Source organism: Haloferula sp. BvORR071, from assembly GCF_000739615.1.
In the GTDB taxonomy this organism is placed as follows: domain Bacteria; phylum Verrucomicrobiota; class Verrucomicrobiia; order Verrucomicrobiales; family Akkermansiaceae; genus Haloferula.
On sequence record NZ_BATP01000007.1, the window covers coordinates 227,350 to 252,207 of the forward strand.

The 24,858-nt window shown below is 63.2% G+C and carries 18 protein-coding genes; 10 read left to right on the forward strand and 8 right to left on the reverse strand.

Features of this window, described 5'->3' with window-relative positions:
* The first annotated feature begins 503 nt into the window (after nucleotides 1-503).
* From BV071_RS32565 to BV071_RS06270, 3 genes are read left to right on the forward strand one after another with little or no spacing between them, the layout of a single operon-like run.
* A complete protein-coding gene (locus BV071_RS32565) occupies nucleotides 504-1,991 on the forward strand; it encodes an SUMF1/EgtB/PvdO family nonheme iron enzyme (protein ID WP_052572964.1) in 1,488 nt (495 codons plus the stop codon).
* A gap of 55 nt (nucleotides 1,992-2,046) precedes the next feature.
* The gene (locus BV071_RS06265) at nucleotides 2,047-4,653 is read left to right on the forward strand and encodes a glycosyltransferase family 4 protein (RefSeq protein WP_052572965.1); all 2,607 of its coding nucleotides are present in this window, start codon (nucleotides 2,047-2,049) and stop codon (nucleotides 4,651-4,653) included.
* Nucleotides 4,643-5,563 carry an NAD-dependent epimerase/dehydratase family protein gene (locus BV071_RS06270; RefSeq protein WP_052572966.1) on the forward strand — a complete coding sequence of 307 codons (921 nt, stop codon included), beginning with the start codon at nucleotides 4,643-4,645 and terminating at the stop codon, nucleotides 5,561-5,563. Before BV071_RS06265 ends, BV071_RS06270 begins: the two co-directional genes overlap by 11 nt.
* A gap of 357 nt (nucleotides 5,564-5,920) precedes the next feature.
* Here BV071_RS06270 and BV071_RS06275 read toward each other — a convergent pair whose 3' ends face one another.
* Nucleotides 5,921-7,483 carry an FAD-dependent oxidoreductase gene (locus BV071_RS06275; protein ID WP_035603534.1) on the reverse strand — a complete coding sequence of 521 codons (1,563 nt, stop codon included), beginning with the start codon at nucleotides 7,481-7,483 and terminating at the stop codon, nucleotides 5,921-5,923.
* Nucleotides 7,484-7,683: 200 nt separating this feature from the next.
* Between BV071_RS06275 and BV071_RS35205 the strand changes: the two genes are divergently transcribed.
* Nucleotides 7,684-7,833 (forward strand): hypothetical protein, encoded by a 150-nt coding sequence (locus BV071_RS35205; RefSeq protein WP_265594129.1) that lies wholly within the window; start codon nucleotides 7,684-7,686, stop codon nucleotides 7,831-7,833.
* 9 nt (nucleotides 7,834-7,842) lie between these two features.
* Here the strand turns inward: BV071_RS35205 and BV071_RS06280 are convergent, their stop codons facing one another.
* The 4 genes from BV071_RS06280 to BV071_RS06295 are packed head-to-tail and all read right to left on the reverse strand — an operon-like array spanning nucleotide 7,843 to nucleotide 9,647.
* Nucleotides 7,843-8,193 (reverse strand): hotdog domain-containing protein, encoded by a 351-nt coding sequence (locus BV071_RS06280; RefSeq protein ID WP_035603536.1) that lies wholly within the window; start codon nucleotides 8,191-8,193, stop codon nucleotides 7,843-7,845.
* A gap of 6 nt (nucleotides 8,194-8,199) precedes the next feature.
* Complete coding sequence (locus tag BV071_RS06285; RefSeq protein WP_035603539.1) at nucleotides 8,200-8,667, reverse strand: DoxX family protein; 468 nt, start codon at nucleotides 8,665-8,667, stop codon at nucleotides 8,200-8,202.
* Nucleotides 8,664-9,152 carry a R3H domain-containing nucleic acid-binding protein gene (locus tag BV071_RS06290; protein ID WP_035603541.1) on the reverse strand — a complete coding sequence of 163 codons (489 nt, stop codon included), beginning with the start codon at nucleotides 9,150-9,152 and terminating at the stop codon, nucleotides 8,664-8,666. The genes BV071_RS06285 and BV071_RS06290 overlap by 4 nt, the downstream gene beginning before the upstream one ends.
* A gap of 45 nt (nucleotides 9,153-9,197) precedes the next feature.
* The gene (locus tag BV071_RS06295; protein WP_035603544.1) at nucleotides 9,198-9,647 is read right to left on the reverse strand and encodes a GAF domain-containing protein; all 450 of its coding nucleotides are present in this window, start codon (nucleotides 9,645-9,647) and stop codon (nucleotides 9,198-9,200) included.
* 217 nt (nucleotides 9,648-9,864) lie between these two features.
* Here BV071_RS06295 and BV071_RS06300 point away from each other — a divergent pair, with 217 nt between their 5' ends.
* The 4 genes from BV071_RS06300 to BV071_RS06315 all read left to right on the forward strand — a co-directional run bounded on the left by BV071_RS06300 (nucleotide 9,865) and on the right by BV071_RS06315 (nucleotide 15,308).
* Nucleotides 9,865-11,007: an aldose epimerase family protein gene (locus tag BV071_RS06300; RefSeq protein WP_035603547.1), complete on the forward strand. Its 1,143-nt coding sequence runs from the start codon at nucleotides 9,865-9,867 to the stop codon at nucleotides 11,005-11,007.
* Nucleotides 11,008-11,129: 122 nt separating this feature from the next.
* Entirely contained in the window at nucleotides 11,130-12,887 is a 1,758-nt protein-coding gene (locus BV071_RS06305; protein ID WP_035603550.1) for a sodium:solute symporter family protein, read from the forward strand.
* 19 nt (nucleotides 12,888-12,906) lie between these two features.
* A complete protein-coding gene (locus BV071_RS06310; protein WP_035603553.1) occupies nucleotides 12,907-13,119 on the forward strand; it encodes a hypothetical protein in 213 nt (70 codons plus the stop codon).
* Nucleotides 13,120-13,244: 125 nt separating this feature from the next.
* Entirely contained in the window at nucleotides 13,245-15,308 is a 2,064-nt protein-coding gene (locus tag BV071_RS06315) for a hypothetical protein (protein ID WP_075090848.1), read from the forward strand.
* Between the two features lie 52 nt (nucleotides 15,309-15,360).
* Here the strand turns inward: BV071_RS06315 and BV071_RS06320 are convergent, their stop codons facing one another.
* Entirely contained in the window at nucleotides 15,361-18,027 is a 2,667-nt protein-coding gene (locus tag BV071_RS06320; protein WP_035603555.1) for a CotH kinase family protein, read from the reverse strand.
* On the reverse strand, nucleotides 18,000-18,401 hold the full coding sequence (locus BV071_RS06325) for a lamin tail domain-containing protein (RefSeq protein ID WP_081885826.1): 402 nt from the start codon (nucleotides 18,399-18,401) through the stop codon (nucleotides 18,000-18,002). Before BV071_RS06325 ends, BV071_RS06320 begins: the two co-directional genes overlap by 28 nt.
* A 191-nt stretch (nucleotides 18,402-18,592) precedes the next feature.
* Here BV071_RS06325 and BV071_RS32570 point away from each other — a divergent pair, with 191 nt between their 5' ends.
* Together BV071_RS32570 and galK are read left to right on the forward strand one after the other, a co-directional pair.
* Entirely contained in the window at nucleotides 18,593-22,513 is a 3,921-nt protein-coding gene (locus tag BV071_RS32570) for a glycoside hydrolase family 2 TIM barrel-domain containing protein (RefSeq protein WP_052572968.1), read from the forward strand.
* A gap of 40 nt (nucleotides 22,514-22,553) precedes the next feature.
* Nucleotides 22,554-23,732: a galactokinase gene (gene galK / locus BV071_RS06335; protein ID WP_035603559.1), complete on the forward strand. Its 1,179-nt coding sequence runs from the start codon at nucleotides 22,554-22,556 to the stop codon at nucleotides 23,730-23,732.
* 44 nt (nucleotides 23,733-23,776) lie between these two features.
* Here the strand turns inward: galK and BV071_RS06340 are convergent, their stop codons facing one another.
* Nucleotides 23,777-24,748: an NPCBM/NEW2 domain-containing protein gene (locus tag BV071_RS06340; RefSeq protein ID WP_035603562.1), complete on the reverse strand. Its 972-nt coding sequence runs from the start codon at nucleotides 24,746-24,748 to the stop codon at nucleotides 23,777-23,779.
* Between the last annotated feature and the right edge of the window lie 110 nt (nucleotides 24,749-24,858).

Sequence of the window (24,858 nt, forward strand, 5' to 3'; positions counted from 1 at the left end):
GCAGGGCTCAAAGCGCCCTATGAGTACAAAAAGAAGCCCGACCGGTATTCCTTAGGAAAAACCCAAAAACCTAAAGAACCACCGGCCGGGCCACCTGCCGGAAGCGCGAACTCCCTGACAAGATCTTTGTTATAAGTTAGCGAGGTGACCCTCGCAGTTGCCTTACACCTATATAACGTCACCAGCCGGGTTTTTGTTTCAGAATTTCTTCTTTTTTTTCGGGGTCCGTTTCCGGGCCCCTTCCCCGGGTTTTCCCGGGAAATCCTGCGCGGCGGACGGACCGTCCCACCCCGGAGGGATCGCTGCCTCACGATCCAACTTCCCCGCCTTCGAAAAGATATAAGGAAGTTTTAGCAGGACGCTGGAAACCGTAGCCTTGCCCGCCGCCCCAAGACACAGCGTCCCGCAGGGGCAGCACTGGAAATTGCGCTGGATTTCATACAACCGTTGCGAGCGTGGACGTGTATGGTTGCCGCTTGCCTCTCCGTCTCTAACTTACCCCGATGAAAGCACTCCTCTGCGGCCTCGCCTTCTGCTTCCTCACATCCCTTTGCTCCGCCGCGGAACCCACGCTGAAACTGGATCTCGGGGGCGGCGTGGGGCTTGACCTGGTGCTGATCCCCGCTGGCAACTTCACGCAGGGCTCGCCCGCTAACGAGGCGGGCCGGGCCTCCGACGAAACCCAGCGCCAGGTCACCATTTCCAAGCAGTTTTACTTTGGCCGGACCGCGGTCACCCGCGCGCAGTGGGAACGCTTCATCGCCGAGACCCACTATATGACCGAAGCGGAGGGCGGAACCAGCGGTGGCTACGGCTGGACCGGCAGTGGCCTGGAGCAGCGCAAGGAGTTCACCTGGCGGAATCCCGGCTTTGCCCAGACGCCGGAGCACCCGGTCTGCCTGGTGACCTTTCCCGATGCACAGGCTTTCTGCGCCTGGCTGGAGAAGAAATCCGGCCGCAAGGTGAGCCTCCCGACCGAAGCCCAGTGGGAATACGCCTGCCGCGCAGGTACCCCGGGCCCATTCCGGGGCCTCGATGCCTTCGCGACGGCTTGGCACAAGGACAATGCGGGCAACGGCACCCGCCCGGCAGATTCCAGAACTCCCAATCCCTGGGGTCTGGTAATCGGCGGCAATGTCTCCGAATGGTGCCTCGACTGGTATGGCCCCTACCCCGCAGGGGCCGCCACCGATCCGCTGCAGCAGAATCAGAATCTCAGCGATAAGCCGCGGCGGATCTTGCGCGGCGGCTCGTGGATCCGCGGTGCCAGCAATACCCGCAGTGCCGCCCGCTACCGCGCCGATCCCCGCAGCCGCAATGCCGATATCGGCTTCCGTATTCTCTGTTCCGCGGAAGCCCCCGCTCCAGCCAAGGTGACGCCACCACCACCGCCGCCCACGCCGCCAGTGGAGGTGGAATCGAGCCGACCTGCCCCCGTGACTCCCGCCCCGCCGGTGACAACGCCGCCAGCGACCCATCACGAATCAGCCCCGGCGGTCTCCCGTTCGCCGATCGGCACTCTGCTGGGAGGCTTGCTCTGCTTCCTGCTCCCAGTGGGAGTCATCATCGCGATCGTCTTCGCGGTCGTGAAGCGAAGGAATATTTCCGCCAGCGCGGGCAACCCGGCCGACCGCTTCCTACATCCTACGCCACCGCCGAGGGCCTTCTCGTCCGCACCGATCCGCAAGGGCGATGACGGCTTCTGGATCCAGGGCGACTGGCCGGAGGGCACCGCGCTCAAGCTCCGCTACATGGTGGCGGGGGTGGCCATGGTGCAGGAGATCCTTTATCGGCCGGGTGCCGAGGGGCAGTTCATCTACACCGGTAGAGAGCCGGATTCGATCAGCGTGCTGGCGGGCAACGATCCGACCAATACGGTGGAACCCGGCCTCTTCGGCGGGCCCGCGATTCCGACCACAGGCTATCGCGACCGCGATGACGACGACGACCGCCGCCGCAGTGTCCCGCCGACCCGGCCCTCCGCTTACTAAGTGAAGCGCGATGTCCCGCTCGAGATCATTTTCCGGTCATCCGGCCAGCTCAGAAGTGGCACACCTGTCGGCCGCCATTCTCGGTGCTGATCCACGCAAGCCTTGGCTGGCCGCGCGCAGCCGTAGAAGCTTGGAGGCCGCCGGCTTCGCAATCCATGAGGGCGAACTCCCGGATAGTCCCTGCCTGCTCCTGCGCGCCGGAGAAGCACTAGGCTCGCCGGACTTGCTGCGCCTGCCGCCGCTCGCGCCCGGCAAGGACCTCGTGGCCATCGGTCTTCCCGCAAGCCGTCCCGAACGCCACGCGGAATGGTTGGAACTCCACGCCCGTCACGGAGGCTGCTATCCTGCGGAGCTTCCGTCGACTCTCTGCGAGTGGCACTCTTCTGCGGCTACGGCCCAGCTCCGCTTGCGCGGCGAGCCGCTGCCAGCGGGCACCCGCGTGATCCACTGGCCGGCGCTGGATCTCGCCGCCACCGATGAGCGGCTCTCGGTCTATCAGATCGTCACCAGCCTCCAGCACGGTGGCGCGGAGAAGATCGCGCGCGATCTGGCGGAGGAGTTGCCGAGGCTGGGCCTAGCGGTCCAGTTGGTGGTTCTTGGCAAGGGCCACCGGCGCTTGCTGGAAACCCGTGGAGAATTGCTGGATCTCTCGAGTCATTCGCGGCGTGAACGCGCCGGGATCCTGACCAAGGCTGCCATCGCCCGCGGTGCCGATGTCCTTCACCTCCACCTCACCGATGCCGAGGAGACCCGCGTCTTGGCGAAGTCCGGGATTCCCGTGATCGCTACCGTCCACAACTCCCGCAAGGGCTGGCCGAATGGATGGGATGGCCTTCAAGCGGCCGATCTCACCCTGCAGCTTGCCTGCTCGCAGGCGGTGGAGGCGGAAATCCGCGAAGCCTTGCTGGGCCTGCCTGTGCGCACTGTTTGGAATGGCATCCGTCCGGAAGAGTTTCCGGAGACCCCCCTGCCTTCTTCCGAGGATAGCTTCACTCTGGCCTGTGTGGCGAATCCGCGGCCGCAGAAGCGACTCGAACTGCTGCCCGCCATCGTCGCCGCGACTGCCGCGGAACTCGTGGCGCGGGGTGTGCGGAAGCCGGTGAAGCTGGTGATCGCCGGGGAAACATCCTCACGTTTGGCCGATGCCATGAGCAGCCGGGCCGATGTGGATCGAGAGGCGGCGAAGCATGGCGTGGATCTCACTTGGACCGAGGGGGCTGTTCCCGTCCGTGAGGTGCTCGCGAACTGCCACGCCATGATCTCTTGCAGCGCCCATGAGGGCCTGAGCCTCGCCCATCTGGAGGCGCTGTCTTCCGGGCGTCCGGTGATTGCTTGCGATACAGGAGGAACCCGTGAGCTGGCCTGGCGAAATCCGGCGCTGAGCTTGCGGGATGCCGATGCCTCGCCCGAGAACTTCGCGAAGGCGCTGGCGGATGCTCTGCTCGATCCCCCGCCCTCCGCCCACAAGCTGGTCTGGCGCGACTTCACCACCAGCCGCATGGCGGAACGCGTGGCCCGCTTCGCCAAGCAGGCTGCCTGTCGCTCGGCCCCCGCCACTACCCTCTGGTTCGTCAGCAACAATCTGAGCATGGGCGGGGCGCAGTCTTCCTTGCGGCGTTTGGCGAAGTCCTTCCACGCCCGCGGGATCCGAGTGCGCGTGGCCCTCTTGCAGGAGTATCCGGAGCACCCCACGCCGGGCCGGCTGGATTTGTTAGAGCATGGGATCGGGGTCTTCGTGCCTCCGCCGGCGGGCTTGATCGATGCGCGCGAAGGAGTGGATCTGATCTTGGAAGAGATGGCCAGCGATCCAGCGGCGACGGTGGTGTTCTGGAATGCGATCACCAGCCACAAGCTCTTGCTCGCGGACTCGCTCCCCTTCGCGAAGGTTCACGATATCTCGCCGGGTGAGATGTGGTTCAGCTCCTTCGAGAAGACGATGGAGAACCCGCCGCCCGGCTTGCCCTGCCGCGTGCCCTCCGATTACGGACGCCTATTAGAGTGCTTCACGGTGAAGTATTCGGCGGAAGCAGAACGTGCCGCGGCCATCGGCGCACGCGTACAGGTGATCCCGAATGGCGTGATCCTGCCGGACCAGCCACGGCGGCGGGCACAGGTGGAAGGTGCTTTCGTCTTCGGCACCGCTGCTCGCGTCAGTCCGCAAAAGCGGCTGGACGAATTGATCCAAGCTTTCCGCCTCGCCTTGCCCGATCTGCCGCCATGTGTCCTGCGGATCGCCGGTGGCGTCGAGACCGGTGCGGAGTCTTGTGCGGCGGAACTGCGCAAGCTGGCGGAAGGATTGCCCGTCGAATGGATCGGCGAGACTCAAGACATCGGTGCCTTCCATGCTGGCTGCGATGTCTTCGTGATGATCTCCGATCCCGCGGGCTGCCCGAATGCCTCGCTGGAAGCACTGGCTTCCGGACTACCGGTGATCGCCACGGATGTCGGCGGAGCTTCCGAGCAGGTCGTGGATGGAGTGAACGGCTTCTTCATTCCGAAGCGCGATGTCCCAGCCTTGGCCAAGGCCATGGTGGAGATCACCCGCGATCCAGCTCGCCGCGATGCGATGAGCGAGGCGGCGCGCGAGCATATACGCCGACACTTCACTTTGGAGCGAATGACGGAGGATTACCTGAAACTCTTGGTTCCAGATGCAAGCTGAGCGAAACAGAGTTCTGGTAACTGGAGCCTCCGGCTTCATCGGCAGCCAGGTGGCGCGCCACCTGGCTGCGGTGGGCCACGCCATCACCGCTCTCGACCTGCGGCCTCCGCCGGAGCCTCATCCGGCTGGAGTGAAGATGATCGACTGCGATCTTCGCCACGGGAAGCTACCCGACGACGAGCTCCCCCACGTCGTCCACCTTGCAGCCCTCGGCGGAGTGCGCCCTTCCATGGAGCGGCCGCTCGACTATCTCGACACCAATCTCGGGGCGACGATCCGTTTGTTAGAGCATGCCCGTAAGCGCGGCCTGCGGCGCTTCATCTTCGCATCCTCGTCCAGCGTCTATGGCCCCACTGCCGGCAGGCCAAGCAAGGAAGACGACCAGCTCAACCCGTGCAGCCCCTATGCCATTACCAAGCTCCAAGGCGAGGAATGGGGGCAGCTGTTCGCGGAGAAGCACGGCATCGATTTCATCGCCTTGCGCTTCTTTGCGGTGTGGGGACCGGGGCAGAGGCCGGATCTAGCGCTGGAGTCATTCCGCCGGAAGATCCTCGAAGGAGAAGCCATTACCATCCATGGCGACGGCAGCCAGCGGCGAGATCTCACGCATGTCTCGGATGTGGCGCGGGCGATTGAGGCGGCGCTAGCTTGGAATGGGCGAGGCTTCGAGGTGTTCAACGTCGGGACCGGTAGAAGTCACTCCGTGAATGAGATGCTACGCGCCGCGGAGGCGTGGACAGGGATGAAGACGAAGGTCCACTATGGCCCGGCGCATCCGGCGGATGTGCCCGCGACCTTGGCGGATGTGAGGAAGGCGGAGGAGATGCTCGGTTGGAAAGCGGAGGCCTCTTTTCCCGGAAGGTCCCCGCTCCCTAACAGCGGCAAAGCCGCCCTCGGACTGCTGCGGTGATCCGCAGCTTTTGAATGCATCTTACGGTGCGCCCTCTCGGTCGGAGTGAATCAGCCCGCCCGCTCCGCCAGCGCCGGACCTTATGTCCAGTTTGTAACAAAGCATCCCCGCGAATCACTTGGGCTCCGCGCCACCACGCTAGCCGTGGCTCCGCGGTCCCTCGCGCCGTGGCAATCCTTCCGGCTATCGAAGTCTCTTGTCAGGCCGACATCCCACGCTTGCGCAAGCGAACGCTCCGAGGGCTGATTCATTTCCCTCTGGAAAGCCGGCCCCACCCTGCACTCGAAAGCTGCAAATAATCGCAGCAGTCCGAGGGCCTGCGGCTTCATTCGCCGGGGACAAGATAGGAGGATAAAATCACCCCGCCACCGCCTCGGCCACGCGCATGCCGTCCATCGCGGCGCTTACGATGCCGCCGGCATAGCCTGCGCCTTCGCCGCAGGGATAGAGCCCCTGCAACTCCGGATGCTCCAAGGAGTCATCGCGGCGCGGGATCCGCACCGGCGAACTCGTGCGGGTCTCGAAACCCAAAAGTAGCGCTTCCTTCCCCGCATAGCCGCGGATCTTGCGATCGAAAAGCTTCAGGCCGGTCTGCATGCGCTGGACCACGCCTTTGGGCATGATCTCATGCAGCGGCGCGGGCTTGCCTCCGGGGAAGTAACTCGTCTTCGGCAGGTCCGCCGAAATCTTGCCCGCGAGGAAGTCCGCCACGCGCTGAGCCGGTGCCACTTGGCCGCCGCCGCCCGCTTGCTTCGCCGCGACCTCGAGGGCCTTTTGATAGGCGATGCCCGACAAAATGCCGTGCTCCTTCGCAAAGGAATCGGTGTCTTCCGGCTCGACGGTCACCACCAGCCCGGAGTTCGCGAAGGGCGAGTCGCGCCGCGCCAGGCTCATGCCATTGACCACCACCTCGTCATTCTCCGTGGAGGCCGGCACGATGAAACCGCCCGGGCACATGCAGAAGGAATGCACCCCGCGGTCGTCGATCTTGGTCGCTACGGCGTAGCGTGCCGCGGGCAAGAGCTCGGGGCGTTCCTCGTCCTTCTTCAGGTGGTACTGCTGGGCATCGATGAAGGGCTGGGGATGCTCGATCCGCACGCCAACCGCAAAGGGCTTGCGCTCTAACAGGATATGTTTCGCTGCGAGTAGGCGGTAGATATCACGCGCGCTGTGACCGGTCGCCAGGATTACCGCCTCACCGGTGATCTCCTCGCCCGTGGCCGTCACCACCCCGCGGAGCTTGTTCCCTTCCATCAGGAAATCGCTTACCTTGGTCTGGAAGCGGACCTCCCCGCCCCCTTCGAGGATCGAGGCGCGCATCGCCTTCACCACGTTCGGCAGAAGGTTCGAGCCGATGTGCGGATGGGCGTCGGTCAGGATCCGCTGCGGCGCGCCATGTGCGACCAGGATCTCATACACGCGCGCCACCGGCCCGCGCTTGGTTGCGCGGGTGTAGAGCTTGCCATCGGAAAAGGTCCCGGCCCCGCCCTCGCCGAAGCAGTAGTTCGAGTCCTCGATCACCGTCCCCTGGCGCAGGATCGGAGCGAGGTCGAAGCGCCGCGCGGAGGCATCCTTGCCGCGCTCCAGCACGATCGGCCTCAGGCCCAATTCCAAGCAACGCAGGGCCGCGAACATCCCGGCAGGACCGCAGCCGACGATCACGATCGTCTTGGCATTCGCGGGCAGCCGCGGCGCGGTCCATGTCGGCGTGACTTCTTCCGGCAGCGGCTCATCCACCGCCACCTCCAGGCGGACTTGCACTTTCACGGCCCGCTGGCGGGCATCGAGCGAGTGCTTGAGCAGGCGCACCCCGCTGACCCGGGTGGGCGGCAGGCCGAGCTGCTTCGCCGCCGCGGCTTTCCACGCCGCTTCATCTTCGGAAGCTTCGAGCGGCAGAATCAGGTCGAGCGTGTGGATCATCGGCGGGAAGGCGTCATCGCAGGAGCACGGCGGCGGGGCAAGCAAAGTAGTCCGCACAGGCCGTGTGTGGACGAAGCCCCCCCGTAGCCGTATCTACCCGGGGGCTTGGAGTTCGGTCCGCCACCAGAACTGCTTCGTCCGCTCAGAGGACTGAGCGGACTACTTTGCAAACCCCGCGAACCCACTAGCGTAGCCGGATCATGCTCCGATCCCTCTTCATCATCCTAGCGCTCGCCCTCCCGACTGCCGCCGAAACGGGCGGCTGGGGCTGGAACTTCCGGACCGATGCCGCGGGTTCCAAGTCCGACTTCCTGATCAAGGAAGTCCGGGTCGCCAAGTCGAAGCCCTGAGCCAAACCCTCAACTCCCGAGGGGCCGTTTCCGCCCCGCGTCATCCACGCTCACATAGGTAACCGTGGTCACAAAGATCGCCGGGGCCGAGAGATTGCGGCGGTCAAAGACCTCCACCTTGTAGCTCACCGAGGTGTTGCCTGCCTTCTCCTTCTGGCAGCGAATCTCCAGGATCGTCCCTTGCCTTACGGAGTAGCGGAACTCCACATTGTCCATGCCGATGGTCACGAACTGGCAGTGCGGATAGTCGATCGACGCCGCGATCCAGCACGCCTCATCCACCCACGCCAAGAGCCGCCCCCCGAAGAGGAAGCCGAAGTGGTTCAGGTCTTCCGGCAGGACAAGTCGATGCGTTTCCATGGGCGGCTACCGCCTGCGGCGGCGTCTGTCCTCCGTGTTGAACAAGGCATCCGCGGACCACTGCCCGCCGCCGGTGATGATCAGCACGAAGCAGGGAATCAGGTAGAGCACGGCCATCTCCTTGGCCGGTCCGCCAGTGGAGAAGAAATCTGCATTCACATTCACCTGGAAGGCCGCCACGCACATCGCGAAGCCGAACACGAATGCCGCGGGCCGCGTCGCCAAACCCAGTACCAAAAGAGCAGCGGCAAAGACCTCTGCGCCGATAGTGGCGATCAGGCTCACCGGCCCGCTCATCATGCTGAGTGGCCAGATCCGGGGCACTGGCCAATTCCCGGACAGCTGCGAAAATGCCTGCCACTTCCCGATTCCGTGGCCGATCATCATCATCAGCCCGAAGCTGACCCGCAGAAACAGGATGCCAGTGGAAGCGAGTGCATCTCGCGTCCCGCAGTCGAAAAAGAAGCGTTTCATTCAGTAGTTCCCGGCTGGCTTTCGGTCCCGCCACTGCCACGTGGCCGGATCAGGATGCGCTTCAGGCGCTCTTCGCCTCCGGGGGATACGCTCTCCACGTCCGTGTCATCGATCAGCGCATTGTGCACCAATCGCCGATAGTACGCGTTCAAGGGACGCATCTTGAACGGTTTCCCGCTGGCCTTCACGGTTTCCGCAGCGCCACGGACTTCCGCGCTCAGCTTGTCCTCCTGGATCGCGCGGTAGTGCTCGCAATCGATCCGGACGCGTGCGGCCTTGGGGAAATGTTTCTTAAGCACGCGGTTCACCAAGTACTGCAGATCGTCCAGACGCTCGCCGTCCTTGCCGATCAGCAGCTCGGGACGGGGGCTATGGATTTGCAGGCACGGCTCTTCCTCACTGTCGAAAACCTCGATGTCCACGTGGAAACCGAGGTGACCCAGCATCGTGTCGAGTATCTTTTTCGCGGCCCCGACGGGTGTCATGGCCCCTATCTAACGACCCAAGGGCCTTCTGGTCAATGTCGGTGCTCAATTTGCACTCCATGACTTTCCTACTTGGGCTGCAATGGCTGACAAACGGGCCTTTTCGTCGTCCGAAAAATCATGAGGCGCCTGCATACCCACCCCGAGCGTCCCCAGCACCTGGGTCCCGTCCGGCGAGAACACCGGTACCGCCAGCGAGCCGGAAACCTGCGTCTGGCGGGCATCTGGCCGCGCCACCCCGCCGAGGTCCTCCTGCAGGTTGCAGAGCTCCACCGGCTCCCGGCGCTCTGCCGCCACCCCGGCGATCCCCTTGCCAAAGGGAATGTGGGAAATCTTCGGCAGCAGGAACTCCGGCACCCCCCTCTGGATCACCAGCTCGAGGAACTCCCCGCTGCCATCGGTGCGGTGCAGGGTGCCAGTCTGGCAATTGAAGGCGCACAGGACTTCGTCCAGCCAGGCGGCAGGATCGGAGCAGGTCTGGAAATCGAGGCTCATCGGAGGCTTTTTCGGAGAACCGCACCGCTAAACAAGGAAATAGGTCTGGTGCAGCCCGCCGACCCATGCCCGTTCGCACGAAACGGCCACTACACAAGGAAATCTTGCCCAGCCCCGGCACACTCACCATAGACTAAGAAACCTGAGAACGAGGACGGGATTTCCCATTTACAGCCCCGCCTAACGATTTCACCCTTCAACCCTGTTTGACCAACCCATGAAGACCAAACCCTTGATGACTCTGATGGCGTCCGCTGCACTTGCCGCCGCCCTCCAGACCGGAACAGCCTCCGCAGAAAAAATCGCGATGGAAGCATTTGGCAAAACCGCTGATGGCCAAGAGGCCAAGGTCTACACCCTGACCAACAAGAACGGCCTCCGCGCCCGCATTTCCGACTTCGGTGCCACCCTGGTGTCCATGGAAGTCCCGGACAAAGCCGGCAAGATCGCCGACGTGACCCACGGCTTCGACTCCGTGGAAGGCTACGCTTCCGCCGGAAATCCCTACTTCGGAGCCTCGGTCGGCCGCTTCGGCAACCGCATCGCCAAGGGCATCTTCTCGCTGAACGGCAAGGAATACACCCTCGCCACCAACAACGAGCCCGGCGGCATCCCCTGCCACCTCCACGGCGGCAAGGTCGGCTTCAACAAGAAGATGTGGAAGGCCGAGCCCGACGAGGCCAAGAACGCCGTCGCTTTCACCTACGTCTCGCCGGACAAGGAAGAAGGCTACCCCGGCACCCTGACCACCAAGGTCACCTACACCCTCACCGAGGCCAACGAGCTGAAGTGGGAAGTCGAAGCCAAGACCGACGCCCCCACCATCCTCAACATCGTCCATCACAGCTACTGGAACCTCAGCGACGACCAGAACAGCTCGATCAACGACCACATCCTGACGCTGAATGCCGACAAGTTCCTGCCGACCGACGCGGGCCTGATCCCGACCGGCAAGCTGGAGCCCGTCGCCGGCACCCCGATGGATTTCACCAAGCCGACCCCGATCGGCCAGCGCGTGGACGCCAAGTTCGAGGCCCTCAAGCTCGGCGGCGGCTACGACCACGCTTGGATTCTCAAGCCCGGCAGCGGCGTCAAGCTGGCGGCCCGCCTCAAGGATCCCAAGTCCGGCCGCGTGATGGAAATCTCCACCGACAAGCCCGCGGTCCAGTTCTACGGCGGTAACTTCCTGGACGGCACCGTCGCCGGCAAGAAGGGCGTCAAGTACGCCTACCGCACGGCCTGCGCGCTGGAGACCGAAAACTACCCGGACGCTCCGAACCACAAGGACTTCCCGACCGCCGTGCTGAATCCGGGCGAGACCTACAAGCACGTGATGATCCACAAGTTCTCCGCTGAATAAGCGCGGATAGTCACCATTTCGTGCGCCCCCCTTTCCGGGGGGCGCACGCACTCGTCTCTTGCTAGAGAGCGGCCTCCCCGCCTCAATCACCCACCCGCTCAAGCAAACCCATCTTTGCCCCGATGCTAACCGAACTCGCTCCACTGCTCGCCAATGTCGGCGGCGCCGTCTCTCTCGAAGGGATCGCCAAGCCCGACCTCAACTTTATCGACTGGTCGATCATGGCGATCTACCTGGCCTTTGTCATTGGCATCGGCTTCGCGCTGAAGAAATACATGAACAGCGCGGAGGACTTCTTCCTCTCCGGCCGCTCGATTCCCGGTTGGGTCTGCGGTCTCGCCTTCATTTCCGCCAACCTCGGCGCACAGGAGCTGATCGGCATGGCCGCCTCCGGTGCTGAGTACGGGATCATGACCTCTCACTTCTACTGGGTGGGTGCCATTCCCGCGATGGTCTTCCTCGGGATCTTCATGATGCCGATGTACTACGGCTCCAAGGCCAAGTCGGTCCCGGAGTATCTGAAGATGCGCTACAACGAGCCGACCCGGGTCTTCAACTCGGTGTCCTTCGCCTTCATGACCGTCGCGTCCTCCGGCATCTCGATGCACGCGCTGGCGGACCTCTTGCACACCTTGCTTGGTTGGCCCTACGCGGTCTCGTTGATCGTCACCTCGGCCATCGTCCTTGCCTACGTGCTGAAGGGCGGCCTCAGCTCCGCGATCTACAATGAGGTGCTGCAGTTCTTCATGATCGTCTTCGGCATGGCCCCGATCGCCTACATCGCGCTGAAGGACATCGGCGGCTGGGAAGGCCTGATGGTGAAGCTACATGCCTCTCCCGCCGGTGAAGGTGCCGTCCATTCCTGGGCACAGACCGGCGACCTCCACAATCCCTTGGGTGTGCCATGGTATGGTATCCTTTTCGGCCTCGGCTTTGTGCTCTCCTTCGGCTACTGGACCACAAACTTCGCCGAGGTGCAGCGCGCGCTGGCCGCGAATTCGATGGGTGCCGCCCGCCGCACCCCGATCATCGGTGCCATTCCAAAGATGCTCTTCCCCGCGATCGTCATCCTGCCCGGCATGATCGCCTACGGCCTCACCAGCGACTCGGTCGCCGGCGGCTACTCGATCCCAATCAAGGATGGTGCCCTGAACTACAATCAGGTGCTGCCCTCGATGATCTTCCACTACTTCCCCAATGGCCTGCTGGGGCTGGCGCTCACCGCGCTGATGGCCTCCTTCATGTCCGGGATGGCGGCAAACGTGACGGCCTTCAACACGGTCTGGACCTACGACCTCTACAAGACCATGAAGCCGAACCAGACCGACAAGGAGCTGCTCGCCATGGGCAAGTACGCGACGGTCTTCGGCATCATCGCCGCCATGGGCTTCGCGCTGGTGGCCTCGAAGTACAACAACATCATGTCGATCCTGCAGCTGGTGTTCGGCTTTGTGAATGCGCCGCTGTTCGCGACCTTCCTGCTGGGCATGTTCACCAAGCGCTCGAATAGCTCCGGTTCCTTCTGGGGCCTGGTGGTCGGCACCGCCACCGCCGTCACCTTCCACGGCCTCAGCTACGCCACCGGAAATGCCCCGGGCCTCAAGGGTGCCTGGATCACCCCGGTCAAGGCCTTCGAGTTCCCGAAGGAAATGTCCCAAGGCTTCTGGGTCGCGATCGTGGCCTTCAGCACGACCTTCCTGGTGAACCTCGTCATCTCGCTGCTCACCAAGCGCACCAAGACCGATGCGGAGCTGGCTGGCTTGGTCTACTCGCTCACGCCGAAGCATCGCGATGAGAACGAGCCTTGGATCCTGCGTCCCGCAGTGATGGGCAGCATCGTGATGATCGCTGTTGTCGCCCTGAACATCTACTTCTGGTAATCCCGAAACCCACACTACCATGGATCTCCGACTTCCAATCGGCTACGTCTTCTCGATCTACGGCCTGATGCTCGCGGGCTACGGCGTCTTTACCAACGGCGCCGAGATGTATGCGAAATCGCTCAACATCAAGATCCTCGGCATGAACGTGAACACCTTCTGGGGTCTCGTCATGCTGGTCTTCGGTCTGCTCATGCTCTTCTTCGCCAAGAAAGCGAAGAACCAAGGCTAAGCGCCCGATTCGCCAAACAATTCCCGGGGCCAATCCCGCCGCATGAAAAACGGCAGGATTGGCCCCGTATGCTGTCCCGCCCTTCGGACACCAGCCAAACTGATTTATCCTGTAAAACTGCCCGCATGATCCCTGCCCTTTCACTGCTTCTCGCCCAGACCGCCGCCCCGGAGGCCGTGACCCTGAAAGCCGGCAAGATGGGCACCCTGGATGTGGTGCTCTTCTTCCTGATGGTCATCGGCGTCACCGGCTTCGGCATCTGGAAGGGCACCCGCAAATCGAAGGATGCGACGGATGGTGGTGCGGCGGGCTACTTCCTCGCCGGCCGCGGCCTCACCTGGTGGCTCGTCGGCTTCTCCCTGATCTCCGCGAATATCTCCACCGAGCAATTCGTCGGCATGTCCGGTGCGGCTGCGGACTGGCTGGGTATGGCGATTGCCTCCTATGAATGGCTGGCGGCCATCGCGCTGGTCTTGGTTGCCTTTGTCTTCCTGCCGCGCCTGCTGCGCTGCGGCCTCTACACCATTCCGGAGTTCCTGGAGTATCGCTACGGCGTGGTCTCCCGCACGGTGATGGCCTCACTGGCGCTGCTGATGCTGGTCTGCGGTCCCACCGCCACAGTGATCTATTCCGGGGCCAAGGTGGTCTCGGTCTTCTTCCAAGGTGTGGACGTCGCCGGCCTGAATCTGGGGAACGTGAAGATCGGCTGCTGCCTGGTGGGCATCTGTGCCGCGATCAACGTTTTCGTCGGCGGACTTAAGGCCGGGACTTGGACCGGCATGGTCTGGGGCGCTGCCTTGATCATCGGTGGCGCCATCGTGGCCGGACTGGCCTTCGGTGCGATGAAGGATGCCGATCCCCACCAACTGATCGCATCCAAGGTGATGAACTCCAGCGCCACGGTGGAGGACCTCCAAAAGGCCGGGGCCTGGGAGCGCTTCATGCTGCTCAATGATGGCCACGATGGTGAAGCGGCGGCCATCACCGGTGAGAACCAGTCCGGAGGCAAGCTGCACATGAAGCTGCCGAAGACGGATCCCGATCTGCCCTGGACCGCGCTGATCTTTGGCATCTGGATCCCCGTGATCTACTATTGGGGGCTGAACCAATTCATCGTCCAGCGGACCCTGGGTTCAAAGTCACTTGCGGAGGGCCAGAAGGGCATCGTGCTCGCCGCCTTCCTGAAGCTGATTATCCCCTTCATCGTCGTGGTCCCGGGCATCCTGTGCTTCAACCTCTATCATCAGGACCTGCGGGCGGAGGCGGTGAAGAAGAACACCAACACCATGGTGGAACTCGCGAAAACCGATCATACCGTCTATCCCTTCACCGAAGCCTTTGCGCGGATGTCGCCGGACCAAGCGAAGGAAGTTGTGACCCACAATTCCCGTGTGGTCGGCGTTGCCATGGAGGCGGCCCCTGTGGATGCGACTCCACAATACTGGGCCACCAGCAACGCCCGCCTGCTGCAGGCGGCCGCGAGTCAGCCCGCCATCACCACCGGCGCAAAGCTGGTCGGCTACGATTACGACGCTGCCTTCCCCACCCTGCTGCGCAATCTGATGCGCCCCGGCATCACTTGGTTTGTGCTCGCGGCACTCTTCGGAGCGGTAATCTCCTCCTTGGCCGCGATGCTCAATTCCGCGGCCACCATCGCCACCATGGACCTCTACCAAAAGGTGAAGAAGGACGCGACCCAAGCGCAACTCGTGGGGGCGGGCCGCTTCTTCACGATCCTCTTCGTGGCGATCGCGATCTTGCTTTCGACCATCCTCGCCGAGCGCTTGAGTTCGATCTTCCGCTTCATCCAGGAAATCCAGGGCTTCATCAGCCCGGGCATCCTCGCGATCTTCCTCGTCGGCTTCCTCGTGCCCCGCGCGCCGCGCTACTTGGGCTGGGCGGGCATTGCCCTGAATGCGGTCCTCTATGCCCTCCTGATGTTCTTGGGCGATCGGATTTGCGCCAATGGATTGTGGTACGCAGACCACATGTCCTTCCTCGACCGCATGGGCATCTGCTTCATCTGCGTGCTCATCCTCTGCGGCGTGGCCACCTTGGTCCACCCGCTGGCAGAACCCGCGGAAATGCCGGTGAATGATCAGATCGCACTCGAATCCTCGAACTCCGCGAAGCTCTGGGGCGCAGTGGCGATCATCGCGACCATCGCCCTCTACGTGATCTTCTGGTGACGCAAGCCCCTTGCGCCCTGTGGAGGGCGGGCACTCATGTCCGTCCAAGGGCCTAAGGCACGCTCACCTGAATCCTCACAAACCTCTGCCCACCGTCCGGCGCCGCCTCGCGGAACCACAGCATCACCGTGCCATCCCCCTGCGGCACCGGCGCGCCCACTCGCTCCAGGCTATCCGGCCAAGCCTCCAGATCACTCGACCCCTGCGCTGAGATCGTGACCGCAGTCAGATCCAGATCCTCCCGCACCCGGAAGCCGACAGTGAAATAGCGCTCCTGTGTCCCCGGATCCGTCCACCAGCTCCCCTCCGGCTCCGGCCGCGGATTCTCATCCCCCGGGGAAGTCCCCCTGACCATCTCCATCAGGTTCACCACACCATCCCCATCCGGATCCGCCTCATCGCCCCACAGCGTGGCTTCCAGCCCCACATCCGCCAATTCCTCCGGCGCGAAGTTCTGACCGCGCCAAGCATCGCGATCTAACAAATCCGCCGCACCCGGCCTGCCTCCGCGCACATTGCTCGCCCGCCAGTTCCCGCCCTGCCCTGCTGCCGGATTGCTCGCCGGACCCTTCAGCACCAGCGCGGAACCATCGCCATCCGCGGACAGCGGCCACGGGCTCACATCATCGTAGGCAAACTCCTTCAGCGTCGCATTCGCAGTGCCAGCCAGACGCAAGGTCTCGCCCGCATTGCTCAGCTCATCGCTATAGGCACCCGCCACCGGCAGCCCCGGACCATAGCGGACTTGCAGCGCCGCCGGATTCTTCGCCACCAACACCCGCGCCCCTGCCGCCAGGGTCACGATCGGCGAAGTGCCGAAGTTGAAGCCGATCCCCGTCATGAAAGCCACCGCCGAGAGATCCACCGTATGATCGCCGATGTTCAGCAGCTCCACATACTCGAACTCGGAGTCACCCTGAAAGCCCGCGGCCTTCTCCGCTTCGCTTGGATTGTCCGGGTGATAGTGGATCTTGCTGATCACCAGATCCCCCGCCACTGCCGGCGGATAGCCGATGAAGCGCGCCTCATCCAAGGCAGACCAAATCCCTCCCGCACTCCTGTAACGGGTCCGTACCGTGACCACCCCGTTGATCGGAATTCCTGCGCCATAGGTGTTTGCCGTTCCCGCCACCGCTCCGCCGATCGCCCGTGGATCACTGCCGTCGAGCGTGTAGTAAATCGTGCCTCCACCACCCGAGCTCAGCGTCAGCATGAAGTCCGCCCCCACCGAGCCACCCCGCTGCGAAAACACCGGCGTGCTCACCGCTGGATAAAATCCCCGGGTCCGCAGGTAGGAGATCATCGACGACTGCCGGGACAGAAAGAAACTGCTGCGGATCGAATTGATCCGCGACTGCCATTGCGCCAGTGTGTGGTTCGTCGCATTGCTCCCCCAACGCGCCGCGTCCGGCACGATTGCCTGCGAGATCTGTGCGGCGCGCGCATCGAAGAGCGTGGTCGCCGGGAAGGCCGTCATCGCACCACCATTGAAGAGCGCCTTCTGCGCGATGTCCGCAAAGCGGATCCGATACTCGGGATTCACCGCGAGATCCTCGTGGATCCACTCCGGGTTCGAGTAAGTGAAGCTGCTGCGGTTGCTGCCATTCGGCGCACTCGTGTTCGGGCGATTGTCCACCCAGCTTGGCGCTTGCAGCGTGTGCTCGGAGTCGTGGACGAAGTAGCGGAAGCCTTCTGTGCCATTGCGGTTCCGCATCCCACGCCAGTTGTTCGCGCGGTTCATGCTCAGGAAATTCGAGAGCGGCGCATCGCCATCTCCCGTGTAGTAGTTCACCAGCATGTAGGTGATTAGGTTGTCCAGATCCACATACACCGGCAGCGCGGGATTGCGCTGGCCGTCCGCATTGCGGCCTAGCAGCACGAAGTAGTTCGCCGCGCTCGGATTTCCCGCATGGGTCCGCGCCAGGCTCCACATCGTCTGCCACGCATTGACCTGCCCGCTGCTCAACTCGTAGGTGAAGCTCGGGTGGTTCGAAGTCTGGATTACATCGTAGTCATCCGCCTTGCCGCCGAAGTAGCTGGCACCGTAGTCCTCCTGCGCGCGCTCCTCCGTCTGATAGATCCCCCAGTACTGGCCATTCAGGTAGAGTTGCACGTAGCGCGAGCGTGTCGTCGGCTGGCCCATCGCCGCCATCAGGTCACGGCAGAAGACCTCGCGCACCGCGGTGTTCTCAGTTCCGCTGCTATTCGCCCAGTGGTAGTTCTGCTCGGTCCGTAGGTCCAGGGTATCGAACTCATCCGTGCCGCTGCTACCATGCAGCGCGAACTTCAGCGTCGATTCCCCGTAGCTGCCGCGGAAGTGCAGCCGCAGCGAGTGCTTCACGTAGGCATCGCCCCGGCTAGCCCCGCCGCGGATCCTCAGCCCGGCATCGATGCGGAAGCCGTCGCTACCATCCGCTGGCAGGTACTCCATCGAGACCGGCCGTTCCCACTCGTCACCCTTGAGACCGGAGTTCACGTAGATCCCCTGGGCAACACCTGTTAGATTCCCTTGCTCCGTCACCAGCGAGACCGTGGGAATCTGCTTGAGACCATCAATCAACTGCTGGGTGCTGTACTGCGCCTTGAGCGTGCTGTTCCAGCCATAGCGGAAGGCCTGGCCGTTCACTGAACTGCTCGGCCATCCCGCCGGCGCCGTGCCTGCGGGATAGTTCTGGTTGGCCAGCACATCGTTCAGGAACAGGTAGGTCTGCGTCGCCACCGGCGAGGGCAAGTAGCCTGCAGGTTGTTCGCCGGATTGTTCCGGTTCTTTGAGGACGCGAAGACGATCCGATACCCACCACCCGCGACCATCGCACCCGGCGGGAAGTCCCAAGTGTTGGCGGAGTCCTCCAAGCGATAGCCTCCCAGATCCAGCGCCGAGGCATTCGGGTTGTAGATTTCGATCCAGTCGGAGCTGTCGCCATCCTCGTCTTCCAGCCCGCCGGAATTGCTCGCCAGGAATTCATTCAGCACCGGCGGCAGCAGCGCGCCCTCCTGCGCTTGGACCGCCGCGGGCAACAAAAGCGCGACAGTGCCCAGCGCGCAGAAAAGCGGGCGGGGCCAGCGTAGGCCGGGGAGTCGGGGATCAGGCATGGGTTCTCCGCCTCGCTGAACGCCCTACCAGCCCCGAAATCGAGACCAAAATCACTTTCCTACTCAAAAAGGCGGGGCATTGACACCCGGAGACCGCTCCAGGTGATCCCAGCGATGACCCTTTGCTTACACCTTTCCTCTTTGCCAAAATCCCGGATTCGACCACGATTTGGACCGTCGTTCCGCAACCGATGAAAGCTCTCCCGCTCTTCTTTGCCCTGGCCCTGCCAGCCTTCTCCCAAGCTCCCGAGTGGGAGGATCCCGCCGTGTTCCGGATCAACAAGGAAGCACCCCGCGCCACGGCGATGCCCTTCCCCCAGCGGGAGGATGCCCTGACCAAGCTGCGGCTCCAGTCGCCTTGGTGCCAGATGCTCAACGGCAAGTGGAAATTCTACTACGCCGGCACGCCAGCCGCACGCCCCGCGGACTTCTTCAAGCCGGACTTCGACATCTCCGGCTGGCCGGAAATCACGGTGCCCTCGAACTGGCAGTTGCAAGGCTACGGCGTGCCGATCGGCACCAACATCGAGTATCCTTTCGCCTCGGACCCACCGCACGTGATGGGCGAGCCGCCGGCTCATTTCCCGAATTTCCCGGTGGCCAAGCGCAACCCGGTGGGCAGCTACCGCCGCAGCTTCACCCTGCCGCCGGAATGGAACGGGCAACCGGTGCACGTGGTCTTCCAAGGCGTGGACTCCGCCTTCTACCTCTGGATCAATGGCGAGAAGGTCGGCTACTCGGAAGACTCGCGGACTCCGGCCGAGTTCGACATCACCAAGTATCTGAAGGACGGCGAGAACAGCATCTCCGCCGAGGTCTACCAGAATTCCGATGGCTCCTACCTCGAGGACCAGGACATGTGGCGCATGAGCGGGATCTTCCGCGACGTCTACCTCTGGACCTCGCCGCCGATCGATGTCCGCGACCACTGGTTGCAGGCGGGCCTCAGCGATGACTACAAGAAGGGCAAGCTGCGCTTCACCGCCACAGTGGCGAACGAGTCAGGCGAAGCGAAGGACGGCAAGCTCGGCTTCCTGCTGCGCGACCGCGACGGCAAGGAGGTCCTCGCCCGCGAGATCCCGATGACCGTGCCGGCCAGTGGCGAACTCCCCATCTCCTTCGAGGTGCCGGAACTCGAGGGCCTGAAGTTTTGGAGCGCCGAGGCCCCGGAACTTTATTCCTATCTGATCACGCTCACCGACGCGACGGGCAAGGACCTCGCCTACTACGCCGGCAAGACCGGCTTCCGCCGCGACGAGGTGAAGAACGGCCAGTTCCTCCACAACGGCCAGCCGATCCTCTTCAAGGGGGTGAACCGCCACGATATCGATGCCATGTCCGGCCACTACGTGACCGAGCAGAACATGAAGGATGACCTGCTGACGATGAAGCGGGGTAACATCAATGCGGTGCGCGGCTCCCACTACCCGAACGATCCCCGCTTCTTGGAACTCTGCGACGAGCTCGGCTTCTACGTGATCGACGAGGCCAATCTCGAAAGCCACGGCATGGGCTGGGGCCCGGATGCCAATCCGCTGGCCAAGGACCCGGCTTGGGGACCGGCCCACCTCGACCGCATGAAGAACTGCCTCGAGCGCGACAAGAACCACCCCAGCGTGGTGATGTGGTCGATGGGCAATGAGTCCGGCGACGGCATCAACTTCCAGCAGACTTCCAAGTGGATCCACGAGCGCGATGCTTCCCGCCCTGTTCACTACGAGCAGGCGCAGCGCCGCAGCCATGTGGACCTCTTCTCGCCGATGTATGCCTCGATCAAGGACTGCCTCGCCTACTGCCGCGATGAGGAGAAGAAGCCGCTCGAGCAACAACGGCCGCTGATCCAGTGCGAGTACAGCCACGCGATGGGCAACTCCTCGGGCAACCTCGCCGACTACTGGGACATCTACCGCAAGGAGCGCCTGCTGCAGGGCGGCTTCATCTGGGACTGGAAGGACCAGGGACTGTTCCGCCAGGTTCAGGAAATCAGTGCCGCCGAGGATCGCTCCGGCAAGGGTCACAAGGCAACGCTCTACGGGCTCGTCAATGCGGAGGACGGACTCTTCGCAGGCAACACGGTGCTGGATGACGCGCTCGACCTGCACCTCACCGAAACCGTCTCGTTGGTCGCGGAAGTCCGCGGCAACTTCGGCGGCAAAGGCAATCGCCCGAGTGGCGACGAGGCGCAATCCGACGGCTACCCGATCATCTCCAAGGGCGACACTTCCTACATGCTCAAGGTGAACAACCAGGGCTCGATGATCGAGTTCTTCGTATACATCGCCGGCAAGTGGGAAGCCGTGTATGCCGATCTGCCGGACGCCACCGCATGGCGCAGCCAGTTCCACACCGTCGCCGGCACCTACGATGGCAAGCAATTGGTCATCTACATCGATGGCCAGAAGGCAGCCGAACGCGAGTGCAGCGGCGCCATCTCCGCCAACCGCTGGCGCGCTGCCGTGGGCATCGATACCGAGAAACCGGATCGCCGCTTCAACGGGGCGATCCGCCGCGCCGCGATCTATGGCCGCGCCCTGAGCGCGGATGAGATCGGCTTCAAAGCCAAGGCACCGCTGGTCTTGTTCGACTTCACCGCGGATGCCGCCAAACCCGCCGAGCGGATGATCTTCGCCAACGGTGGCGATTTCGATGACCGCCTGACTGCGGGCTCATTCTGCTGTGATGGACTGATTATGCCGAACGGCTGGCCGAGCCCGCAGTTCGAGGAAGTGAAGAAGGTCTACCAGGATATCCACGTCAGCGCAGTGGATCTCGCCTCCCAGGATCTGCATCTCCGGGTGAAGAACGAACGCTTCTTCACCAGCACCGCGAGCGTGCGGGCTTCCTGGAAGCTGTTGAAGAACGGTGTCTCCGCGGGAGGCGGCAAGCTCGATCTGGCCGAGATTCCCGCCCAAGGCAGCATCGACCTGAACGTACCCACCGGGGTTACCCCGGAGCCTGGCGCCGAGTATGTCTTCCGGATCCGCTTCGACCATGGAGTCGCCACCCCTTGGGCTCCGGTGGGTATGCCCTTCGCTTGGAATGAGTTCATCCTGCCATGGAGCCACGCCACCGGCGAACAGCCCGCCACCGCCGAAGGCAAGGCCAGCGCGGCCGAAACACCGGAAGCGATCACCCTCAGCGCTGGCAAGACGGTGGCCCGCATCGACCGCCGCTCGGGCATGCTCTCCTCTTGGACCCTCGACGGCAGGGAGCTGCTGGCCGCTCCGCTGCGGCTGAACTTCTGGCGCCCGCCGACCAACAACGACGAGGGCGCGAAGCTGCCCCGCAAGCTCTCGGTCTGGCGGCGTGCCGGCGAGAATGCCAAGGCAATCTCGATCGTGTCCGGTGAGGAAGATGGCAAAGCCTTCGTGAACACCCGCATTTCCGTGCCCGCTGGCCAAAGCGAGGCGGCGATCACCTGGCGCATGCATCCCTCCGGCCAGCTCTCGGTAGACACGGTCTTCACGCCCCAAGGCAACTTGCCGATGATCCCGCGGATCGGCTTCCAAGGCGGCCTGTCCCCCAAGGTCGACAACCTGACTTGGTACGGCAAGGGGCCGCACGAAAACTACGTGGACCGCTTGGCCAGTGCTTACACCACCATCCACAGCATGCCCATGCGCCAACTCTTCCATCCCTACGTCGATCCCCAGGAAAGTGGCAATTTCACCGGCGTTCGCTGGGTGCGTTTCCTCCCGACGGCAGGCGGCGTCGCGCTGCGCGTCGATGCTGCAGATGAATCACCGCTCTCCGCCTCCGCCTATCCGCTGTCGCAGGACGACATCGAGATTGCCCACACCGCCACCGACATCCCCGACACCCTCACCGGACCGATCACCTTCAACATCGACCACCGCCAGATGGGCTTGGGAGGCACCAACTCTTGGGGCGAGTTGCCCCTAGAGAAATACCGGATCGAGCCAAGAGGCGTTTACCGCTGGTCCTTCTTGCTAACCCTCGGGGAGGTTGCCCCTGCGCCGCCGCGAACCGGAGGACTTCCGCGCTCCCTGCCGCTCCCGCCGACTCCGGCCCCCGCGGCGGGCGAAAAAGCCCCGGAAAAGGCCCCTGATTCCCCACCCAAAGCCCCCGAGGACGCCCCTCCCGGCGAGTGATTTTCTTGTTCATATTGTTTTGCGCCCAGACCCATCCGACATGTCCATCGATCTTGCCCCTTCCCTTTCCGATCTCGCCGCCGACGCCTCCGCGGGCCTCAAGGAACACTTCGGCTCCGAAGCCACGGTGATCGCCGCCGCGCCCGGCCGCGTGAACCTGATCGGTGAACACATCGACTATTGCGATGGCTTCGTCATGCCCTTCGCGATTGACCGCTATATTGTGATTGCGGCGGTCCTGAATGGCACGAACGAGGCCCGGGTCGTGACCGCCTTGGGCGGCGAGCCGGCGGTGCTGCCGCTGAACGTGCCGCAGCAAGTCACTGAACCCAAGTGGGCGAACTACCTGCGCGGGGTCTTCCAAGGCTTCCAGCAGCGTGGCCATCACCTGCCGGGCTTCGATGCCTACGTGCTTTCCTCGCTGCCGCGTGGCGCGGGCCTCTCCTCCTCCGCGGCTCTGGAGTGCTGCGTGGCGACCTTGCTCGAAGGACTTCTCGATACGGTGCTGGATACCAAGGAGAAGGCGCTGCTGTGCCAGAAGGCGGAGCACGACTACGCCGGGGTGCCCTGCGGAATCATGGACCAGTTCGCCTCCGCCTTCGGCAAGGCCAACCGCTTGATCCTGATCGACTGCATGAGCGGCGAGCCGGAGTTGGTGCCCTTCGAGAATCCGGACCTCACGGTGCTCATCGCGAACACCATGGTACACCATGAACTCTCCGACGGGGGCTACGCAGCCCGCCGCAAGAACACCGAGGACGGCCTCGCGATCATCGGCAAAAAGTCCTGGCGCGACGTCACCCCGGGTGAAGTGGAAGCGGCTTGGGACCAGCTCGGCGATCCGGTGAACCGCCGCTCACGCCACGTCGTGGGCGAAATTGCCCGCACCGTGGCCGCCGCGGAGGCACTGGCGAAGAACGACTTCGAAGCGCTCGGGCCTTTGATGGCCGCGAGCCACGACTCCCTGCGCGATGACTTCGAGGTCTCCTGCAAGGAGCTCGACCTGATGGTCGAAATTGCCCGCGCGATCGGCCGCAATGGCGGCGTGATCGGCGCACGCATGACCGGCGGCGGCTTCGGCGGATCGACGGTGACGCTCTGCGAGTCCGGCAAGGTCGAGCAGATCGCGGCGACCATGGCCCGCGAGTATGAGGAAGCCACCGGCATCAAGCCGCAGATCCTCGCTTCCCGCCCGGCCCAAGGGGCGCATCTGCTGTAGGGAAGCCAGTGGATTAAAACCGATGTGGAGGTCCTTGCTCTGGCTCACCGGTACTCCGGCTTGAGCCAGTAAGACCAGTCACCCGAATCTCGGCCGTTGTCTTCCACCACGAGCACCAATTTCTTGGTCGGTTTGAAGGTGATATCGATCTTCTTCCCGTCCCCGGCCTTGAGAACCTTGCTCCGGAATACCTCGCCCTCGGCGGTCTCGACCGCAAAAATCACGTCGGCTTCCGCCATACCCTCGGCAACGCCCGCGTCGGCCCGGAAGGACGTGATCGGTTTTTCAAACTCATACTCCACTCTAACAGGAGCATGGGAGAAGATATAATCCTTCCTCTCCAACAGCTTCCCGTTGGCCATGATCGGGCGCTCGAAGTTCTCAAGATACTTGAGATACTGCCCGCCGGTGGCGGTCTTCCACTTCACCCCCTTCAAGGTGGTCCAGCCACTGGCTTCGCCACTGCCCTTGCCTGCCGCGGTCGGCTTTGCCTCGTTCGCCTTCTTCACCGCGTCGACGGCATCCCGCACGGTCATGCTTCCACTAATGGCATTGCGCTCGATCCTGACCGCCTCGGCGTCCTCAATCTTGTCCGCCGCTACCAGAGTCTTCTCAAGTGCGCCAAGCCGCTTCTCATATTCTTCAAACCAAGCAACTACCGCCCGTTGCTTCTTGAGCTGGATTACGTCCACCGCGTTGCGATAAACCCCGTGTAGCTTGGCGATTTCCGGACGGGTCTCCTCCACAATCGGCAAATCCCCATCACGCTTCCAGCGTTCGATCTCCGTATCGAAGGCCTTCACGGCATCCAAGTCGCCCGCCTTCTTTGCCGTCTCCCTTCCTTTTCCCAGCGCGGCAGTCAACTGGGTGCGCAGCTTCTCCAATTCCTCAAGGTGATTCGCCGAGATCTTGTCCTGCTGCGCGGCGAAGGCCTTTTGTACTTCTGGCAGCGTCTCGGCCCGCACCGGCGTGGCTAGGACCATCGCTCCGAGAAGCAGGAGAAGCGGGATCTTCATAAGGCTTCAAACAAACGGGATTACCAAGGTAAAGGCGAGCGCTTAATCGCCCGGAACCAGCGTCCAGCTGCCAAAACCTTGAAAGCCGAAGGAGGCACAGGACGTTTCTT

Bases quoted from the DNA above. Each gene is read 5' to 3' on its own strand.
- BV071_RS32565 (WP_052572964.1), top strand. From the start codon at position 504: ATGAAAGCACTCCTCTGCGGCCTCGCCTTCTGCTTCCTCACATCCCTT.
- BV071_RS06270 (WP_052572966.1), top strand. From the start codon at position 4,643: ATGCAAGCTGAGCGAAACAGAGTTCTGGTAACTGGAGCCTCCGGCTTC.
- BV071_RS06275 (WP_035603534.1), bottom strand. From the start codon at position 7,483: ATGATCCACACGCTCGACCTGATTCTGCCGCTCGAAGCTTCCGAAGAT.
- BV071_RS35205 (WP_265594129.1), top strand. From the start codon at position 7,684: ATGCTCCGATCCCTCTTCATCATCCTAGCGCTCGCCCTCCCGACTGCC.
- BV071_RS06280 (WP_035603536.1), bottom strand. From the start codon at position 8,193: ATGGAAACGCATCGACTTGTCCTGCCGGAAGACCTGAACCACTTCGGC.
- BV071_RS06285 (WP_035603539.1), bottom strand. From the start codon at position 8,667: ATGAAACGCTTCTTTTTCGACTGCGGGACGCGAGATGCACTCGCTTCC.
- BV071_RS06290 (WP_035603541.1), bottom strand. From the start codon at position 9,152: ATGACACCCGTCGGGGCCGCGAAAAAGATACTCGACACGATGCTGGGT.
- BV071_RS06295 (WP_035603544.1), bottom strand. From the start codon at position 9,647: ATGAGCCTCGATTTCCAGACCTGCTCCGATCCTGCCGCCTGGCTGGAC.
- BV071_RS06300 (WP_035603547.1), top strand. From the start codon at position 9,865: ATGAAGACCAAACCCTTGATGACTCTGATGGCGTCCGCTGCACTTGCC.
- BV071_RS06305 (WP_035603550.1), top strand. From the start codon at position 11,130: ATGCTAACCGAACTCGCTCCACTGCTCGCCAATGTCGGCGGCGCCGTC.
- BV071_RS06310 (WP_035603553.1), top strand. From the start codon at position 12,907: ATGGATCTCCGACTTCCAATCGGCTACGTCTTCTCGATCTACGGCCTG.
- BV071_RS06315 (WP_075090848.1), top strand. From the start codon at position 13,245: ATGATCCCTGCCCTTTCACTGCTTCTCGCCCAGACCGCCGCCCCGGAG.
- BV071_RS06325 (WP_081885826.1), bottom strand. From the start codon at position 18,401: ATGCCTGATCCCCGACTCCCCGGCCTACGCTGGCCCCGCCCGCTTTTC.
- BV071_RS32570 (WP_052572968.1), top strand. From the start codon at position 18,593: ATGAAAGCTCTCCCGCTCTTCTTTGCCCTGGCCCTGCCAGCCTTCTCC.
- galK (WP_035603559.1), top strand. From the start codon at position 22,554: ATGTCCATCGATCTTGCCCCTTCCCTTTCCGATCTCGCCGCCGACGCC.
- BV071_RS06340 (WP_035603562.1), bottom strand. From the start codon at position 24,748: ATGAAGATCCCGCTTCTCCTGCTTCTCGGAGCGATGGTCCTAGCCACG.